Origin of the sequence: Pseudomonas batumici (genome assembly GCF_036585405.1) — a bacterium.
Taxonomy (GTDB): domain Bacteria; phylum Pseudomonadota; class Gammaproteobacteria; order Pseudomonadales; family Pseudomonadaceae; genus Aquipseudomonas; species Aquipseudomonas batumici.
This window is the reverse complement of the sequence record NZ_CP144470.1, coordinates 5,744,717-5,762,223: the sequence shown is the minus strand read 5'-3', so window position 1 is coordinate 5,762,223 and position 17,507 is coordinate 5,744,717. Positions and strand designations below refer to the sequence as shown.

Below are 17,507 nucleotides of genomic sequence, written 5' to 3'. Positions count from 1 at the left end.
AGCCCCCTCGCGGTTACCGTTAATCTCCCTCCCTGAACCACCCCAAAAAACCGAATCAAATATTTTTTGAAATTTATCTTGCGCGCAAAATATTTGCTGATTACATTTACCTCGCAGTTAGTTAACGCGCAAACATTTAGCGCAAACAACACCACCCTGAAACGACGAGGCTCATCATGCAAACGCTCTATACCGCAATCGCAACCTCCACCGGTGGCCGTGACGGCCGTGCTGTTTCCAGCGACCAGATTCTCGACGTCAAGCTCGCCACCCCGAAAGAACTCGGCGGTGCCGGCGGCGCGGCGACCAACCCGGAACAACTGTTCGCCGCCGGTTACTCGGCCTGCTTCATCGGCGCGCTGAAATTCGTTGCCGGCCAGAGCAAGCGCCAGATCCCGGCCGACGCCTCGATCACCGCCCATGTCGGCATCGGCCAGATCCCCGGTGGTTTCGGCCTGGATATCGACCTGCACATCAGCCTGCCGGGCCTGGAACAAGCCGACGCGCAGAGCCTGGTCGAGGCGGCCCACCAGGTCTGCCCGTACTCCAACGCCACCCGTGGCAACGTCGACGTACGCCTGCACGTCACCGTCTGACCGCGCTGCCACTTGAGGATCCGAACATGAACACTTTCAGCAAAGTCCTGACCGGTACCCTGCTCGCGCTGTCCGTCCAGGGTGCCTTCGCCGCCGATGTCGCCGGGGTCGAGCACAACACCCAGGCGTTCCTCGATGCCTTGAACAGCGGCGGCGGCAAGCCGATGGAACAGATGACACCGACCGAAGCCCGCGCCGTGCTGTCCGGTGCGCAGTCGGGGGTCAAGCTGAACCTGCCGCACACCGATGTCAGCCAGAAGACCATCCAGGTCGACGGCAAGCCGCTGGCGCTGACCATCGTCCGTCCGGCCGGGGTCAAGGGCACGCTGCCGGTGTTCATGTTCTTCCACGGTGGCGGCTGGGTCCTGGGGGACTTCCCGACCCACGAGCGGCTGGTTCGCGACCTGGTGGTCGGTTCCGGCGCCGCGGCGGTGTTCGTCAACTACACGCCGTCTCCGGAAGCGCACTACCCGGTGGCGATCAACCAGGCCTACGCGGCGACGAAATGGGTGGCGGAACACGGCCAGGAGATCAATGTCGACGGCAAGCGCCTGGCCGTGGCCGGCAACAGCGTCGGTGGCAACATGGCCGCGGTGGTCAGCCTGATGGCCAAGGACAAGGGCACGCCGGCGATCAAGTTCCAGCTGCTGTTGTGGCCGGTAACCGATGCCAATTTCGAGACCGCGTCCTACAACCAGTACGCCGAGGGGCACTTCCTCAGCAAGAACATGATGAAATGGTTCTGGGACAACTACACCACCGATGCCAAGCAACGCAGCGAGATCTATGCCTCGCCGCTACGGGCCAGCACGGCGCAGCTCAAGGGCCTGCCGCCGGCGCTGATCCAGACCGCCGGGGCCGATGTGCTGCGTGACGAGGGCGAGGCCTACGGTCGCAAGCTGGATGAAGCCGGGGTGCCGGTGACCAGCGTGCGCTACAACGGCATGATCCACGACTTCGGCTTGCTCAATGTGGTCAGCCAGGTGCCGGCCGTGCGTTCGGCCATGCTGCAGGCTTCACAGGAACTGAAGGAACACCTGAAATAAACGCCACCCTGTGAAACAAGCAGACACAAAAAAGCCCGGAGCATGTCCGGGCTTTTTTGTTCGTGCGGCGAAAAGCAGTGCTTATTTAGCACGGCCTTTGTAGGAACCGCCTTCACGGGTATCGATCTCGATCATGTCGCCGATTTCGATGAAGTCAGCTACCGACAGTTCGGTACCGTTCTTCAGTTTGGCAGGCTTCATCACCTTGCCGGAAGTGTCACCGCGAGCGGAACCTTCGGTGTAGTCGATCTGACGCACGATGGTGGTCGGCAGCTCTACGGATACCAGACGGCCTTCGAAGAACACGGCTTCGCAGATGTCGGTCATGCCTTCTTCCACGAATGGCAGAACAGCCTCGATGTCTTCGGCGTTCAGCTCGTACATGGTGTAGTCGGTGGTGTCCATGAACGTGTAGGAGTCACCGCTGATGTAGGACAGGCTCGCTTCCTTACGGTCAAGGATCACGTCGTCCAGTTTGTCGTCGGCGCTGTAGACGGTCTCGGTCTTGTAACCGGTCAGCAGGTTCTTCAGCTTGGTCTTCATGATCGCGCTGTTACGACCGGACTTGGTGAATTCAGTTTTCTGAACCAGCCAAGGATCGTTGTCGATACGAATCACCGTACCGGGTTTCAGTTCTTTACCAGTTTTCATTGCGAATATCCGAATTTGGATGGGACGTACATAAATCTAGGCCGCGTATCATATCCAATTTAGGTAAAGCTTCACCAGCGCCGTGGCAAGATCGGTCCGAGAAGCCTGTTCCAGACACCAGCGCTCGGCGTGCTCGGCCAGTTCCCGCTCGTTTTCCAGCACCGCCTTCCAGCTCGGCGCCATGTCGCCCGCCCTGTTCCAGGCCCGCCACCAGCCCTCGAACGCCGCCTTGGCCGGCGCTGACAGGCCTTGGCTGTACAGAACGAGGAAGGCCTCCAGCTTGTCCAGGTGAACGTCATCCTCCTGGCGGTAGATGTGCCAGAGCAGCGGCCGCCCGGCCCATTGCGCCCGGACGAACGAGTCTTCGCCACGCACCGCGTTGAAGTCGCAGCTCCACAGCAGGCGGTCGTAATCTTCCTGGGGGACGAACGGCAGCACCTGCACCGTCAGGCGACCCCGGACCTCTCGGGCGCCCGCCGCCATGTCCTTGACCCCCAGCCAACGCTGCACATCCACCAGTATACGCCCTTCGGGCACCAGCAACTGCGTGGGTCGGGTATCGCTCGCCAGGGCATCGAGCCAACTAGCCAAGCCGTCGTTCTCGTAGGCGAACAGCGAAATGAGTCGTGCACCGTCCGTCGGATCGACGCCGAGCCCGCGCAGGAAATCGCCACGCGCCCGGGGATCCTGCACAAAGGCCCGGCGCTGCTCCAGCAGTCCGGCTTCACGCAGCAGGCCTCCGGTCCCGGGTTGGAAGCCCGGGAAAAAGAAGAACTTCTGCACCTGCCTGAATTTGACCGACGGTAGCCCGTGGCAACCGACGATCCAGTCCTCGGCGCTCAGGTAGTCGAGATTGAGCCATAACGGCTCCTTGTCCCGTCCCGCCATGGACTCCATGTAGTCATGGGGCAATGCGCAGGCAAAGGCCGCAATGACCACATCGGCCGCCTCCACAGGCGCCCAGGGCGTCGACCAGCGGCGCACCTCGACCCCACGCTGGCGCTGCCGGTCGAGCTCGGCATCGATCGCCGGGCACAGGTGCTCGAAGGCCCGCAGATCGTCGACCCACAGGCGCACGGCATAGTCATGTTCGGCGGCCAACTGCCGGGCCAGGCGCCAGGTCACGCCGATATCGCCGAAGTTGTCCACAACCGTACAGAAAATATCCCAGGTGGCCTTCATTCCAGGCTCCGCTTGGCAAAAATGCCGATTGTCCGCATAAATCCGCGCGTGAAGAAGAGCCGATGTCGATTAATCTTCATGCGATAATTGCCCTTTGCTCCGAATCGCCCTGCCAGGAGGTCCCATGCCTTACCGCCGACAAGCGCGTCGTCCCCTCTATATCACCCTCAATCCACTGCAATTGACCGCCAGTATCGCCCTGGGTCTCTGGCTGGGGGTCATGGCCCTGGCCCTGACGGCCTGGGTGGTGGCACGGATCTTCATCCCGCAGCCCCTGGCACCGCTGGCCGAGGCCGCCCGCCAACTGGGCAAACCGCCCGCCACCGCCGTCACCGCACCGCAACCCGACGGCGATTCGACGCAGATGTTCGAGCAATACAAACAGAACCTCTACAAAAACGAAGAACAGCAACGCCTGGAACAGGCCCGCAGCAGCTATCGCAACCTGTCCAATCCCAAGTGCCAGTTCTGGCTGCAACAGGACCAGACCGCGCCCACGGACAAGAGCCGGGCCAACGTGCTGCAGTTCTGCAATTGAGCGGCTTCAACGTGATGGACAAGCACGCCGTGCACCAACGGCTCCTCGAACGGCTGGCAATCGATCTCGACGTATTGCAGCGCGCCGCACAAACCGCCTACGAAACCGCGACCCACGAGGAAAACGTCGCCGAGAACAAGTACGACACCCTGGGCCTGGAGGCCTCGTACCTGGCCACCGGACAAGCCCGGCGCATGGAAGAAATACGCCAGGCCCTCAAGCGCTGCCGGGAACTGCCCCTGCGTCCTTACGACGAGCGCAGCGGCATCCAGCTGGGCGCCCTGCTGGCACTCGAAGCCGAGAACGGCAGCGAACAATGGCTGTTCCTGGCGCCCGACGCCGCCGGGCTCAAGGTCGAGGAAGCGGGCCAACTGATCACCGTCATCAGCCCGCGCTCGCCCCTGGGCGGTGCCCTGCTGGGCAAACAGGAAGGCGACGAGGTGGCGATCAAGGTCGGCGGCGTGGCCCAGTGCTACAGCATCATCCAGGTGGCGTGAACCCCGCGCTTACTTGGCCGCCGCCATCAGGCGATTGACCTCACTGCGCACCATGCTGGTGTATTCCGGCGGCGACAGGGTGTCGAGTTCCGAACGCACCCATTCGGCCCACTTGCCCTTGCGCTTGGCACGCTCGCCGAACAGGCGCGCGGCCTCGCCCTTGGCCTTGCCCAGGTTGCTCTGCCAGAGATCGAACAGCCGGGACTTCTCGTCTTCGATGGCGGCCCGCTCGGCCAGGGACTTGTTAGCCAGATTGAAGCTCATTGGAAAATCCTGCGGTGTAAATAGAGCCGTATCTTACACCGTCAACGGAAATATCCGGCCGAGGATTTTGGAGCGCCGCGGACCCCGGCTGAAAAGTTCGAACGCTCCCTTGTCGCCACGACAAGGGACACCAGCCCCCCCGAAGCACTATCTACCACCCCACTGCCCCGCCACTCGATAGCGTTTCTGCCCTCTCCCGCGAAGCCTGGCCTGCCAGTGCCCAGCGGTTCGTCAGTACGAACGAAGGCACAGACCATGTCCGACCATCCCTCTGTCCATTACCCGTCCCAGGCGCGGGTCCCGGAACCTATCCAGGAAGACGCCCTGAGCGATCGATGCCAGCCCACCGAAAACCACCTCGTCACCCCCCTGAAGAACCTGCATGACGAACTGCTCAGGTTGCCCACGCTCAGGTCCCTGATCAACCAACGGCTCGAGAGCACGCTGGGCAGGCGCTTCCCTCATGTCAGCCTGACGTCCCTGATGGTCATCAGTTATGAAAACCCGGCCTCGGAACCGAACACCGCCGTGCTCCCACTCCAGCAGGTCTCGACCCGACCGCTGAGCGAGACCTTGCTCGAGCACTACAAGCGGGGTGCCTGGCCCAAAGGGCAGACCCGTGAATTCGTTGCGCCCGGCTACACCTCCTCGGTGAGAGATACCGTCGTCTGGGATAATGCGCTTGCGGACCTCTCCGACCAGTTGGACCACCACCTGGAAAGCGTACTGCAAACCTTCTGGGAGGAGCCCCTCGACAACGGGCAACCACGCCGGGAGCTGTTCATCGATGCCATGGGCACGCGCTTTCGAGCCGAGCTGCTGCAGCAGGAACAGGACTGGAATACGCTCAGTCAGGAGGACTTCTACCCGTTGTGCGGGTTATATCCGCTGGATGCCTCAAGACTGCGGGATCTGACGCTCTACTCACTGGAGGTCCGGACGAGCGAACGCTCGTCCCTGCTGGCCAACGCCTTTGTCGTGCGCAGCGACCGTCAGCAGCCCGCGGTTTTCTTCCTCCATGGCGCCGGTCGATTGCAGACGTTCGAAAGCGAGACGGCACTGCTGGCCTGGGTCAAGGGACGACTTGAGACCCCGAATCAGGCTGATGATTTGCAGCATGGCCTGTCACTGCGCGAACGCGCTGACCTGAAGCGCTCGGCGATCACCGGCGTCGCGCTGACACCGGGCAGCCCATCGGTGTTCAAGGAACAACTCCAGGCTATCGTCGCCAAACAACTGGATAACGTGAAGTTCGTGCTCGCGCGCTATCGCACCGGCAACGGCGCGTTGGCGCTCTTCGCGGCTTTCGACAGCGCACTGGATGTTCGCGCATTGATCGACCCGCGCCTGGTTTCCCTCGCCCCCCTGGGTCGATGGAGCCACCGACTGGATCTCTCTCCCAGCGAGACATTCGTCGAACCGGGCCTGCGGCGAACACTGACGCCGACGCTCGCGACCGTCAGATACCAGTTGAGAATGCTGAGCGAACTCAAGACCCACCTCGCCGCGGGACTGCAAAAGCGCCCGCTCCTCAAGGCCTTCATCCAAAGCGAGCTGTCCACGGAACTGAACCTTGCCCATGAAGGCAATCTGTCGCCCGACAACCTCTACATCAATCACTACCCGTCGACCCTTCCCTCGCTCGGCGATACGACACAGGTGCCCAACCGTTCGCAGAGCCTCGTGGAGCACTTTCTGGAGCGCCTGACCCAGCACACCGGCGCGCTGGTACAGGCCCCGAACATCGGCCTGTTCAGCAAGGATGCCGAGGGTAACTGGTCACGGGACGACAACCTGGACGTTGCGCAGCTCAACACCCTCGTCGACAAGGCCCTGGCGGATTTTCTCGGGCGCTACCTGCGCCAACAGCGCTCGGTGTATAGCGCACTGTCCGGGCCCTTGAGCGAGGCGGTGAGCAACGGCTTGCGCCGCGAAGCACAGCTCAAGCTGCTATGGGGCGCCTTGAACGTAACCGACCTGGAGCTGCTCGACAACATTCTCGACAGCCAGCACCGGGACCTGCGCCCCGGCTTGCGCGGCTTCATTCCGGATGCCTTCGCGCTGACGTTGCGCACCGACGCTTCGGCAACACCGGTCAAGCTGCACAACTGCTTCCTGCTCACCGAGCGTGGCGGCCTGAACACCGAGCACTCCGGAACCGCGCTGCTGTGGACCCCGGTCCAGGGGGCGGAAACCTTCCACTCGTGTCACGCCGCCGAAGTCGAACTGCAACGACGCCTGCATGACCCCGTGGAGCGCCTGTCCCTGCTGGAGAACATCGCCAGAAGCGAGCGACCGGCGAATGGGTCGCTCCCCCAGGGCCGCCCTCCCCATCAGCCGGGCTATCCGACCCTGGGCTTTGAACTCATTCAAGAGGGTTTGCGCGGCAATCGACAACACTCGCTGGTCGACAAGGCGATGGGTGACCTGACTCACGCGGCGGCTTCATCCTACTCGGGCGACCACTTTCACCAGCATCTGCAGTCCTGTCTCGAGGCCCACTCGACGGTGCCCACGCTTGAGAAAGCCATCCAGTCCGCCGAGAACGCCGCCCTGCACCTGGCACTGCCTCCCTGGTTGGCCGGCACCACCGACAGCCGCCAGTTCGCCCTGGCGACCCTGCTCGATCGCTATCGCCAGGACGCCGCGACAGCGGGTGACTATCACCAGGACATGCCCGATATCCGCGACAACGCCAGGACCAAGGTCACGAGCCTGCTTTCACGGGACTTCCCGGCGACGCGCATCGACCCCGACAAGGTCACCGTCTCGCTGACGCTGCGCAATGCGGCCTCGGCCATCAAGGAATCGCTGACCGACTTCGCCCTGCGGCACTTCGACGACATCGACCAGAGCTCGATCGTCGCCCGTACGCTGGAGGGTCTGCTGCCCAGGGAACTGACGCCCCTGCGCCTCAAGACACTGGTGAAAGAGGCCGCCGTTGGCAGCCACTACGGGAAAATACTCGAGTCCTACCTGTCGGGAAGCGGGATCACGCAACGCCGTCTCGCCTTTGGCAAGCACTTCTTCTGGCAAACCCTGCTGCACGCCTTCACCCAGGTGATCCGCAACACCCTGTCCGCCACTGCCCACGCTTATATCAAGCACCTGCTGGCGATGCCGGACGGTCTCGCCAGGAAACCCCTGAACGGACAGCCCATCCACCTTCGCCCACTGGAGCTGATCAGCGACGCCCAGGCCAAGGCCGACCCCGTGGCCGGTTTCTATCTGATCGGCCCCAGCCCCGGCGAACGCGGTCCGCAGATCCTGTTCACGCCACAGGGCGCGCAACCGATTTTCCAGGAATATACCGATGAGGCCGCCTTGCTGGCCGACCTCAAGGACTCGGACAGCCTGCAACAACGGGTCCTCGACAGGCTGGCCCATGAGCGACGCGATCATTACGCCCGACAGGTGTTCGGCGCGCAGCGCACGGCCCTGGCGATCAGCGACAACCCGCTACGCGGCAATTTCTTCCAGAGGCTCTATCAGGACACCACTGCGCTGCTCAAGAACCTGCTCGGCCGGCAGAACGTGCAAGCGCAGAGCCAGGGTTGGAGCCACGCCTTGTCCTGGCTCGAGGGTGGGCTTTACCAGGGCGCGATGTTCATGCTCGGCCGGTTGCGCTTGCCCGCGCTCATCTGGCAGACCTTCCCACAACTCAAGGATGCGGCGGAAAACGCCTGGCAGGGCCGCTGGGGCGACGCCATCGAGGAGTTCGTCATCGCCCTGGGTCAACTGGCGGTAGCGCGCCGGGGCTGGAGCCGGTCGGGCCTTGCCAGCCTCGCACAAACCGAAACCGAAGACCCCATCGAGTCGCCCTTTCCCGAACCGGCCTGGGGCGACAGCCGCCTGACGCCCGGACAAAAAGCCGCGATCCTCGGCCATGAAGCCCATGAGATTGCTTTGGAGGACATGACTCTGAACCTGGCCACCGGCCTGTACCAGGACCCGACGACCGGCAACGCCTTCGCGGCGGTCGGCGGAAAAGTCTTCCAGGTACAGGAAGAGAATCGGCGCTGGCACATCGTCAAGGACAACGCCCGGGGCCCCTGGCTGAAACAGAACCCGCATAAGCAGTGGTCATTCAACCTGCAAGGACACTGCATCGAGGACCTGTCGCAATGAAATGGTTCAATTACTGCTCGAACCGAAAAGCCATCCGCGAGGAAATGCTCGTGCAGGCGGTCGGGATTGACAATATCCGCCGGCTTTATCCCAACCGGGCCCGCCTGATCCGCCATGGCCACGCACAAGCGGTGGCCTATGTGAGCGCCGCCTTGAGAAACATGGATCGACTTTTTTCCGACAGCCCCCTGGATCAAAAGCGCCGCCTCTTCGTGGAAACCTTCTTCGATACGTCCCCGGTGAGTGAACGCACCATAAGGAAAATCCAATTCCGCGCGCGCATGCTGCTGGGAAAACTGCTCAAGCCAGCGCTCGATCCCGAGACCTCGTTACGCTATGTCGTGGGTTCGGCCCTGCACCCGGAACACGGCATCCAGGCGTTCACCTTGCCCAACGAAACAGCCAGGAGAATCTATTTGACCGAGCGCTTTTTCGATCCCGGCTTCCAGGTCTACCTCCCCCTGCGCCCGAAAACCTTCGACATGCTGGGACACAACATGGCGGCGGTCCTGCTGCATGAAATCAGCCATCTGGCACTCGACACGCTCGACTACTCCTATCTGGACTCGAGCCGGCCTTTCCTCGATCTGATGGATACCAGCACGCTGGCGGGAAGGCTGCGCCACGACGCCCTGGAGCGCATCCAGAAACACGCTTTCTCCAGTACCACCCCCGACAACGAACTGTTCAGGGAGCTCGACGATCAAGACCTGTACTGGTCTGACCTGGTGGGAGAACCCCGCCAGCGGGTGTTGCAACTCACCGGTGCGCGGAATCTGGATGACGCCCGCAGAGTCTTTTTCTCGGATGAGAACAAAAGAGTCGATGTCATGCTGGACAACGCGGACTCCCTGACATTGTTGCTCGCCCACCTGGGCAGGCCACCCGAGTACCACCCCCCGCATGAGACCGGGATCAACCCTGCACCTGGGATACCGCGCCTCCCAGGTCGCAACGTTCATTGACCGGCCAGTGCGCGCAACTGTTGCAGATCGCTCACCGCCAGGACGATCCCCTCGCGCAGTGACTCGGCCCGCTGACGGTGACGCCGGTCACCCGGCAATCGTTGCAGGCCAACCCCCTGCATCTGGCTGACCAGGGTCTGGCTGCGCTCGGCGAAGTCGCGCCCCGCTGACTTGGAGGGGTCGATGACAATGATCAGTTGCCCGGTCCAGGGGGTCTTGGCGCCCGGATGTTTCGACCAATCGAATTCGAAGGAAAAATTCCCGCCGGTCAGGGCTGCCGCCAGCAACTCGACCATCATCGACAACGCCGAGCCCTTGTGGCCGCCGAACGGCAGGAGCGCGCCGCCGTCGAGGATCGCCTTGGGATCGCAGGTCGGCCGGCCGTCGCGGTCCACCCCCACCCCGGGTGGCAGGCTGCGCCCCTCACGGGCGGCGATTTGCACATCGCCGTGGGCCATGGCGCTGGTGGCCAGGTCGAAGACGATCGGATCGCCGCCGGCCCGGGGCGCGGCGAAGGCGATCGGGTTGGTCCCGAACAGCGGCCGCTCGGCGCCATGGGGCACCACGCAGGTCATGCTGTTGACCACGCTCAGCGCCACCAGCCCCTCAAAGGCGAAGGGCTCGACATCCGGCCAGAGCGCGGCGAAGTGATGGGAATTGCGGATCGCCAACACCGCGATCCCGGCACTGCGGGCCTTTTCCACCAACAATGCACGGGCGGCGGCGAGGGCCGGTTGGGCGAAGCCGTTGCCGGCATCGACCCGGACGAACCCGGAAGCGACATCCTCGACCACGGGAATGGCCTTGCCATCCACCCAGCCGCTGGCAAGGGTGGAGACATAGCCGGGAATCCGGAACACCCCGTGACTGTGGGCGCCGTCGCGCTCGGCGCTGGCGCAGTTCTCGGCCAGGACCCGGGCGACTTCCGCCGAGGTGCCATGGCGCTGGAAAACCTGGGCGAGCAATGCCACCAGATCGCTGTAGGAAATAGTTTGAGTAGCCGTCTCGCGGGGTGCAGACATCCGAAGCTCCAATTCCGATTTATTTATTATTGGATCGATGAGAGAAGAGCAGTGCCTGGGCAGGCGTCCAGACTATCCGGCGGCGGGGGACTCCTTGTCAAACCGGGCATCGAAGCGCCGGCCCAACTGTTGTTCGGCGAACTGCTCGATGATGAAGTCGACGAAGGCCCGGGTCTTGCCCGGCAGCAATTTGTGCCCGGCGTAATAGATCGAGATATGGCCGTCGTCGACATACCAGTCGGGCAGCACCCGCTGCAAGGTCCCGGCCTGCAACCAGGGCACCGCGAACGGCATGCTCACCAGCGCCACGCCCAGGCCCTGGGCCGCCACGGCGCAGGCGGCTTCCGAATCGCTCATGGTCATGCGCGCGCCCAGGTTCAGCGGTTGATGTTCGCCGTCGCGACCGGTCAATTGCCAGGAGCGCACGCGTCCGGTCTGCGGCGAGCGGATCAGGATACCGTCACAGCGGATCAGGTCTTCAGGGGTGCTCACCACGGCCTGATGCGCCAGGTAATCCGCCGACGCCACCAGCACCCGGTGGGCCACCGCCAGCTTGCGCGCCACCACGCCCTGGGGCAGTTCGAAACCGCCACCGATGGCCGCGTCAAAGCCCTGGCCGATCAGGTCCACCTGGCGATTATCGAAATGCCAGTCCGGACGGATATCCGGAAAGCGCCGCAGGAACTCACCGAGCAACGGCACCACATAGAGACGCCCGAACACCGTGCCCACGCTGACCTTGAGGGTGCCGGCCGGACGACCTTTGACACTGGCCAGGTTGGCGACGGCATTCTGGATGGTGTGCAGGCTGGCACTGACTTCCCCGAGGAACACCTGGCCGGCTTCGGTCAGCCTCAGGCTGCGGGTGCTGCGCTGGAACAGGCGTACCCCCAGTCGCGCCTCCAGCTTGGCAACACTCTTGCCGACCGCCGCCGGCGTCAGGCTCAGGCGTCGCGCCGCCTCGGCGAAGCTGCCGACTTCGGCACTGCGGACAAAGCATTCGATACTGCTGAAGGTTTCCATGGTCACCACTATAAACTTTTGGTTTACACAGACTGTAGCAATGACTGTCTACACAGCGAGTCATCCGAGGTCGATACTCGGCTCCAACAACAAGGCCAGCTCCCCTCCCTTCCCCGGCCTTGAACTTTGGAGAACGACATGAGCGAACACACTCTCAACGGCAAAGTAGCCCTGATCCAGGGCGGCTCGCGCGGTATCGGCGCGGCCATCGTCACACGCCTGGCCGCCCAGGGCGCAGCAGTGGCCTTCACCTACGTCAGTTCCGACGCCAAGGCCAAGGCCCTGCAGGACAGCGTGATCGCCGACGGCGGCAAGGCCCTGGCGATCAAGGCCGACAGCGCCGATGCCGCGGCCATTCGCCAGGCGGTCGACAGCACCGTCGAGGCCTTTGGCCGAATCGACATCCTGGTCAACAATGCCGGTGTGCTGGCCATGGGACCACTCGAAGACTTCAAACTGGAAGACTTCGACCGGACCCTGGCAGTGAATGTCCGCAGCGTGTTCATCGCCACCCAGGAAGCGGCCCGACACATGGGCGAAGGCGGCCGGATCATCAATATCGGCAGTACCAACGCCGAGCGCATGCCGTTCGCCGGTGGCGCCGCCTACGCCATGAGCAAGTCCGCGCTGGTGGGCCTGACCAAGGGCCTGGCGCGGGATCTCGGGCCACGGGGCATCACCGTCAACAACGTGCAGCCGGGTCCCGTGGACACCGACATGAACCCGGCCGACGGCGAGTTCGCCGAGAGCCTGCTCGGCCTCATGGCCAGCGGCCGTTATGGCCGGGTCGAAGAAATCGCCAGCTTCGTGGCGTACCTGGCAGGGCCGGAAGCCGGCTACATCACCGGGGCCAGCCTGACCATCGATGGCGGCTTCAGCGCGTAGGACGCGGTGGTAGCGCCAACGCCTGCTCCAGCAGCAAGAGAAACGCTGCGGCCGCGGGCGTCGGCGTATGCGACCACACCGCGTACAGGTGGCGCGAAGGCGCGTCGGACACCGGCAGCGTCACCACCCCTTCGAAGCCCTCGGCGATCTTCTTCGGCACCAACCCCAGCGCCAGCCCCCGGCGCACGAACTCCCCCACCAGCATCACATTGCCCGCCTCGAACTGCACCCGATGGCGCAAGCCGGCCGCGGCAAAGGCCTCATCGGTCTGCCGGCGTCCCGCCGTACCGGCCTGGAAATCCACCAGCGGCTGGTTCTCCAGCTCCGCCAACGGCAGGCGCTCGAAGCGGGCCAACGGATGCCCCGGCGGCAGCACCGCCACCAACTCTTCCTCGGCCAGCAGGCGAAACGCCAGGCCCTCGATCCGTTCCCCGGGCCACAAGCCGACGAACGCCAGGTCCAGCCGCCGTTCGCGCACATCGAGCATGAGCAGCTCGCTCTTGCTCATGTTCAGGTGAATATCCACCTGTGGATAAAGACCGTGGAAGCGCGCGAGCAAACCCACCAGGTCGACTTCGGTCAGGGACGAGATCTTGCCGATGGACAGGCTGCCGCGCACCTCCCCGGACACCGCCGCCACCTCGGCAACAATTCGCCGGGTCGCCTCCAGCGCCGGGCGGGCACTGCGCACAAAGGCCTCGCCGGCAGCAGTCAGGCGCACCTTGCGCGAACTGCGCTCGAACAGCGCCGCGCCGAGATATTCCTCCAGGCGGGCGATCTGGTGACTGAGGGCCGACTGCACCACATGGCAGCGCTCGGCCGCGCGGGTGAAGCTGCCCTCGTCCGCCACCGCCAGGGCGTACTCGATCTGTTTGAGGTTCATCGCTTGTATCTCGTTTCAAGATGAATAGGATGAAAACAATGCATTGGCGTCATGTTAAGACATTCCAGATACTCTGCGCACCGACTCCCGATAACGAGACAGCCAATGTCCGACGCCAACGCCGCACACAAACCTTTGAGCCCTGCCCTGATCCTGCTGATGGCGATCGCCACCGGCCTGGCGGTGGCCAGCAACTATTACGCCCAACCGCTGCTGCACACCATCGCCCAGCACCTGGGCCTGAACACCGGTACCGCCGGCACCATCGTCATCACCGCCCAGTTGAGCTACGGCGCCGGGCTGTTGCTGCTGGTGCCGCTGGGGGATCTGTTCGAACAGCGCCGGCTGATTTTCATCATGACCCTGCTCAGCGCCCTGGGCCTGTTGATCAGCGCGTTCTCGCCGAGCCTGCCGTGGCTGCTGTTCGGCACCGCGCTGGCCGGCCTGTTCTCGGTGGTGGCCCAGGTGCTGGTGCCCATGGCCGCCAGCCTGACCGCACCGGAACAGCGCGGACGGGTGGTCGGCACCTTGATGAGCGGCTTGCTGCTGGGCATTCTCCTGGCGCGTACGGCGGCGGGCCTGCTGTCCGATGTGGGCGACTGGCGCAGCATCTACCTGCTGGCGGCCGGCCTGATGTTCCTCTGTGCCTTCGCCCTGCTGCGCGCCCTGCCGGAACACCACCAGCCTGCCGGGCTGAGTTACCCGGCCCTGCTCGGTTCGGTGTTCCGCCTGTTCGTCGAGGAGCCGGTGCTACGACTGCGGGCGGCCCTGGGCCTGCTGACCTTCTGCCTGTTCGCGTTGTTCTGGACGCCCCTGGCCTTCCTGCTGGCGAGCCCGCCCTATGGCTATTCGGATGGGGTCATCGGTCTGTTCGGCCTGGCCGGCGCCGTCGGTGCGATGGCGGCGAACCTGGGTGGACGCATGGCCGATCGCGGCAAGGGCGCATTCGCCACCACCCTGGGCCTGCTGGCCTTGCTGTTGTCGTGGTTGCCACTGGGATTTGCCGGGCATTCGCTGGTGGCGCTGCTGATCGGCGTGCTGGTGCTGGACTTTGCCGTGCAGTTGATTCACGTCAGCAACCAGAACGCCGTGTTCAAGGTCCGGCCGCAGGCGCGCAACCGTCTGAACGCCGGGTATATCACCTGCTATTTCATCGGCGGCGCGCTGGGCTCTCTGCTGGGCGCCCAGTTGTACGGGCCTTATGGCTGGAACGGCATCGTCATCGCCGGGGTCGTGATTTCGACCCTGGCGCTGGGGATCTGGGCGGTGGTACAGCGCCGGATCGGATTGTCGGAGCCGGCTACTGGTAGCAGCGAGCTTGCTCGCGATGGACGTCAACGATAAAGCGGGGCCTCTGCAGCACCGCGATCAAACACTCGCCCAGTCAATCGCCGGCAACCCCAACGGCTCCAGCGGGAAATGCTTGAGCGACGGCACGATCCGATCCGCATGTGGGTATTTCTCCGCCGCCATCGCCGGATCGGGCACCGCCACCGCATACATCCCCGCCGCCTTGGCCGCCGTCACGCCGAACGGCGAGTCCTCGAACACCAGGCAGTCCTCGGCCGCCACCCCCAGGCGCTTGGCGGCCAAGAGGAAAATATCCGGTGCCGGCTTGGCTTCGCCCACCTCCGGATCATCGGCCGTGACAATGGTATCGAACAAGGCGAACCACTCACGGTGCAGGGTGGTCTTCAACTCGAAGGCGCTGCGCGAAGAACTGGTGCCCACCGCAATCGGAATCCCGTGGGCCGACAGATGCCGTACCAGGGCCTCGGCGCCGGACATGGAACCGGCCTTGGGAAAACGCTCGCGCATCAGCGGCTCGCGCGCCGCCAGGAACTCCTGCGGGCTCAACGGCAACGCCATGGCGTCGACCACGTAGCAGGCCAGATCGCCGGCACCACGGCCAATGATGTTCTGCTTGTGATCCCAGCCGAAGGTCCGCCCGTAGCGACCGACGATGATCTGCGTCACTTCGGAGTAGATGCCCTCGGTGTCGAGCAGCAAACCGTCCATATCGAAAATCACGGCCTTCACCTGGCCCGGGTTGGAGAGTGCTGCGGTCATCGCATCCGATCCGTATACAGGGTTGAAAGCGTGCTAGCGTCGCAGAGCCGGGCGATTCTTTCCATCCGAGAATGAAGTCGCTAGCATGGCCGCAGTATTTTCCAGGCCCGCGGGCCCGCCGACGGCTTGCCGTCCGGCCATCCAACAGAGACGCCAGCATGATCGCCAAAGAATCCCGAAACGAGGTCGCCCTCGGCAAGTTCCTCGACGCCCATCCCCACCTGCGTGAAGAAACCCGCGAGCTGAGCCCGAAGGAACAGCAGCAACAGTTCCAGTGGGCCTTCGAGGACGAAGCCGAGAACCTCGGGATCGAACCCTGGGAGCTGACCCTGCAGCTAGTGGCCGAGACCCCCGAGGAACTCAAGGCGATGCGCCTGGAAGTCCACCGTGAAGTGGCCGAGGCCCTGGGTATGGATTGGGACGAGTACTGCTCGTTCAACGAAATTACCGAAGACTGAACCGCTTCCGGTGCGCTCGCACCTGCGCGGCCCCGTCAACTCGCAGGCAAAAAAAAGCCCGCGGGAGGGCGGGCAAGGGAAGCTTTTGAACGAGCGCATCCACTATAGACGTCGCGTGACGAGCGCTTCATGAAACATTTTTCATGTTTGACAGACGTCGCCGGCCCGTCCGGAACCGAACGAAACTCGATGCCCGCTCCATCATTCGGTCAATGAATGATGATTAGCAGCACGCCAGCGTTTTGCTAGGGTCTTGTACCTGGATCAAGGAGCGCGGCCGATGAACGAACTCGAACAACAGGTGCTGTCCGTCAATGGCATCGAACTGAGCGTGCACGTGTCCGGTCCGCTCGACGGCAGACCGGTGTGGCTGCTCCACGGTTTTCCGGAGTGCTGGCATTCCTGGCGCAAACAGGTTCCGGCGTTGGTGCAGGCGGGTTACCGGGTGTTTGTCCCGGAGATGCGCGGCTATGGGCGCAGCAGTGCGCCCGCCGAGGTGGCCGCCTACGACCTGCTGACCCTTTGCGCGGATATCCAGGCAGCCATGGATACGTTCGGGCACCGGCAAGCCTGCATCGTCGGCCATGACTGGGGCGCACCGGTGGCCTGGCACCTGGCGTTACTGGAACCGCAGCGGGTCAAGGCGCTGGTCACCTTGTCGGTGCCCTTTGGCGGACGGCCCAAGCGCCCGGCGACCGAACTGATGCGCGAGCATTATGCCGACCGCTTCAACTACATCCTCTATTTCCAGGAGCCCGGCGTGGCCGAGCAGGAACTGGACGCGGATATCGACCGGACCTTGCGGGCGTTCATGGGCGACACCGAGGTGTTCCTGCAAACCAAGGCGGTCGATGCACGCCTGTTCGATGACGTGAACGTCGCCTCCGAGTTGCCCGATTGGTGCGCGCCCGAGGACTACGAAGCGTACCGACAGACCTTTGCCGGAAAAGGTTTTCGCGGCGCACTGAACTGGTATCGCAACTTCGAACGCAATTGGCAGCGCACGGAGTTTCTGGCCGCAGCGCAGGTCCGGCAGCCAACCTTGTTCCTGATCGGCGACCGCGACCCGGTGGGCGTGCTGGAGGCGCACACGATCAAGCGCATGCCGGGGCTGGTGCCGCAGCTGGAACAGCAGCTGATCGCGGATTGCGGGCACTGGATACAGGGCGAGAAGGCTGAGGCGGTGAATGCGGCGATGATCGGCTTTCTTGGACGGGTGTATGCCTCGTCCCCGGATGACGCGGTGGATTGAGCAAAGCCGAGCGCGACCTCTCCCGAAGGACAAGTTGCCGCACTACC

The 17,507-nt window shown here is 63.7% G+C and carries 17 protein-coding genes; 10 read left to right on the top strand and 7 right to left on the bottom strand.

Annotated features, from left to right (window positions below):
- Positions 1–176: 176 nt before the first annotated feature.
- Positions 177–596 carry an organic hydroperoxide resistance protein gene (locus NUH87_RS26320; protein ID WP_040065725.1) on the top strand — a complete coding sequence of 140 codons (420 nt, stop codon included), beginning with the start codon at positions 177–179 and terminating at the stop codon, positions 594–596.
- A 26-nt stretch (positions 597–622) separates the two neighbouring features.
- Positions 623–1,642 carry an alpha/beta hydrolase gene (locus NUH87_RS26315; protein WP_338523288.1) on the top strand — a complete coding sequence of 340 codons (1,020 nt, stop codon included), beginning with the start codon at positions 623–625 and terminating at the stop codon, positions 1,640–1,642.
- Positions 1,643–1,723: 81 nt separating this feature from the next.
- On the opposite strand, the gene efp is transcribed toward NUH87_RS26315, so the two are convergent.
- Together efp and earP are read right to left on the bottom strand one after the other, a co-directional pair.
- Positions 1,724–2,293: an elongation factor P gene (gene efp, locus NUH87_RS26310; RefSeq protein WP_040065720.1), complete on the bottom strand. Its 570-nt coding sequence runs from the start codon at positions 2,291–2,293 to the stop codon at positions 1,724–1,726.
- 48 nt (positions 2,294–2,341) lie between these two features.
- The gene (gene earP / locus NUH87_RS26305; RefSeq protein ID WP_338523287.1) at positions 2,342–3,475 is read right to left on the bottom strand and encodes an elongation factor P maturation arginine rhamnosyltransferase EarP; all 1,134 of its coding nucleotides are present in this window, start codon (positions 3,473–3,475) and stop codon (positions 2,342–2,344) included.
- Positions 3,476–3,599: 124 nt separating this feature from the next.
- On the opposite strand from earP, the gene NUH87_RS26300 reads away from it, so the two are divergent.
- Both NUH87_RS26300 and NUH87_RS26295 read left to right on the top strand, forming a co-directional pair.
- The gene (locus NUH87_RS26300; RefSeq protein WP_338523286.1) at positions 3,600–4,013 is read left to right on the top strand and encodes a hypothetical protein; all 414 of its coding nucleotides are present in this window, start codon (positions 3,600–3,602) and stop codon (positions 4,011–4,013) included.
- Positions 4,014–4,027: 14 nt separating this feature from the next.
- Positions 4,028–4,510 carry a GreA/GreB family elongation factor gene (locus NUH87_RS26295; RefSeq protein ID WP_338526949.1) on the top strand — a complete coding sequence of 161 codons (483 nt, stop codon included), beginning with the start codon at positions 4,028–4,030 and terminating at the stop codon, positions 4,508–4,510.
- 9 nt (positions 4,511–4,519) lie between these two features.
- Here NUH87_RS26295 and NUH87_RS26290 read toward each other — a convergent pair whose 3' ends face one another.
- The gene (locus NUH87_RS26290; RefSeq protein ID WP_338523285.1) at positions 4,520–4,774 is read right to left on the bottom strand and encodes a hypothetical protein; all 255 of its coding nucleotides are present in this window, start codon (positions 4,772–4,774) and stop codon (positions 4,520–4,522) included.
- Between the two features lie 255 nt (positions 4,775–5,029).
- Between NUH87_RS26290 and NUH87_RS26285 the strand changes: the two genes are divergently transcribed.
- Complete coding sequence (locus NUH87_RS26285; RefSeq protein ID WP_338523284.1) at positions 5,030–8,902, top strand: dermonecrotic toxin domain-containing protein; 3,873 nt, start codon at positions 5,030–5,032, stop codon at positions 8,900–8,902.
- Positions 8,899–9,867 carry a hypothetical protein gene (locus NUH87_RS26280; protein WP_338523283.1) on the top strand — a complete coding sequence of 323 codons (969 nt, stop codon included), beginning with the start codon at positions 8,899–8,901 and terminating at the stop codon, positions 9,865–9,867. Before NUH87_RS26285 ends, NUH87_RS26280 begins: the two co-directional genes overlap by 4 nt.
- Here NUH87_RS26280 and NUH87_RS26275 read toward each other — a convergent pair.
- A complete protein-coding gene (locus NUH87_RS26275) occupies positions 9,861–10,889 on the bottom strand; it encodes an Ldh family oxidoreductase (protein WP_338523282.1) in 1,029 nt (342 codons plus the stop codon). The genes NUH87_RS26280 and NUH87_RS26275 overlap by 7 nt on opposite strands.
- Positions 10,890–10,961: 72 nt before the next feature.
- Entirely contained in the window at positions 10,962–11,912 is a 951-nt protein-coding gene (locus tag NUH87_RS26270) for a LysR family transcriptional regulator (RefSeq protein WP_338523281.1), read from the bottom strand.
- A gap of 138 nt (positions 11,913–12,050) precedes the next feature.
- Between NUH87_RS26270 and NUH87_RS26265 the strand changes: the two genes are divergently transcribed.
- Complete coding sequence (locus NUH87_RS26265; protein ID WP_338523280.1) at positions 12,051–12,797, top strand: 3-oxoacyl-ACP reductase family protein; 747 nt, start codon at positions 12,051–12,053, stop codon at positions 12,795–12,797.
- Here NUH87_RS26265 and NUH87_RS26260 read toward each other — a convergent pair.
- The gene (locus NUH87_RS26260; protein WP_338523279.1) at positions 12,787–13,680 is read right to left on the bottom strand and encodes a LysR family transcriptional regulator; all 894 of its coding nucleotides are present in this window, start codon (positions 13,678–13,680) and stop codon (positions 12,787–12,789) included. The genes NUH87_RS26265 and NUH87_RS26260 overlap by 11 nt on opposite strands.
- A gap of 105 nt (positions 13,681–13,785) precedes the next feature.
- Between NUH87_RS26260 and NUH87_RS26255 the strand changes: the two genes are divergently transcribed.
- Entirely contained in the window at positions 13,786–15,024 is a 1,239-nt protein-coding gene (locus tag NUH87_RS26255; RefSeq protein WP_338523278.1) for an MFS transporter, read from the top strand.
- A gap of 24 nt (positions 15,025–15,048) precedes the next feature.
- Here NUH87_RS26255 and NUH87_RS26250 read toward each other — a convergent pair whose 3' ends face one another.
- Positions 15,049–15,750 (bottom strand): HAD-IA family hydrolase, encoded by a 702-nt coding sequence (locus tag NUH87_RS26250; RefSeq protein WP_338523277.1) that lies wholly within the window; start codon positions 15,748–15,750, stop codon positions 15,049–15,051.
- 158 nt (positions 15,751–15,908) lie between these two features.
- Here NUH87_RS26250 and NUH87_RS26245 point away from each other — a divergent pair, with 158 nt between their 5' ends.
- Together NUH87_RS26245 and NUH87_RS26240 are read left to right on the top strand one after the other, a co-directional pair.
- A complete protein-coding gene (locus tag NUH87_RS26245) occupies positions 15,909–16,208 on the top strand; it encodes a DUF6388 family protein (protein ID WP_040065694.1) in 300 nt (99 codons plus the stop codon).
- Positions 16,209–16,488: 280 nt separating this feature from the next.
- Positions 16,489–17,460: an alpha/beta hydrolase gene (locus tag NUH87_RS26240; protein ID WP_338523276.1), complete on the top strand. Its 972-nt coding sequence runs from the start codon at positions 16,489–16,491 to the stop codon at positions 17,458–17,460.
- The last annotated feature ends 47 nt before the right edge of the window (positions 17,461–17,507 follow it).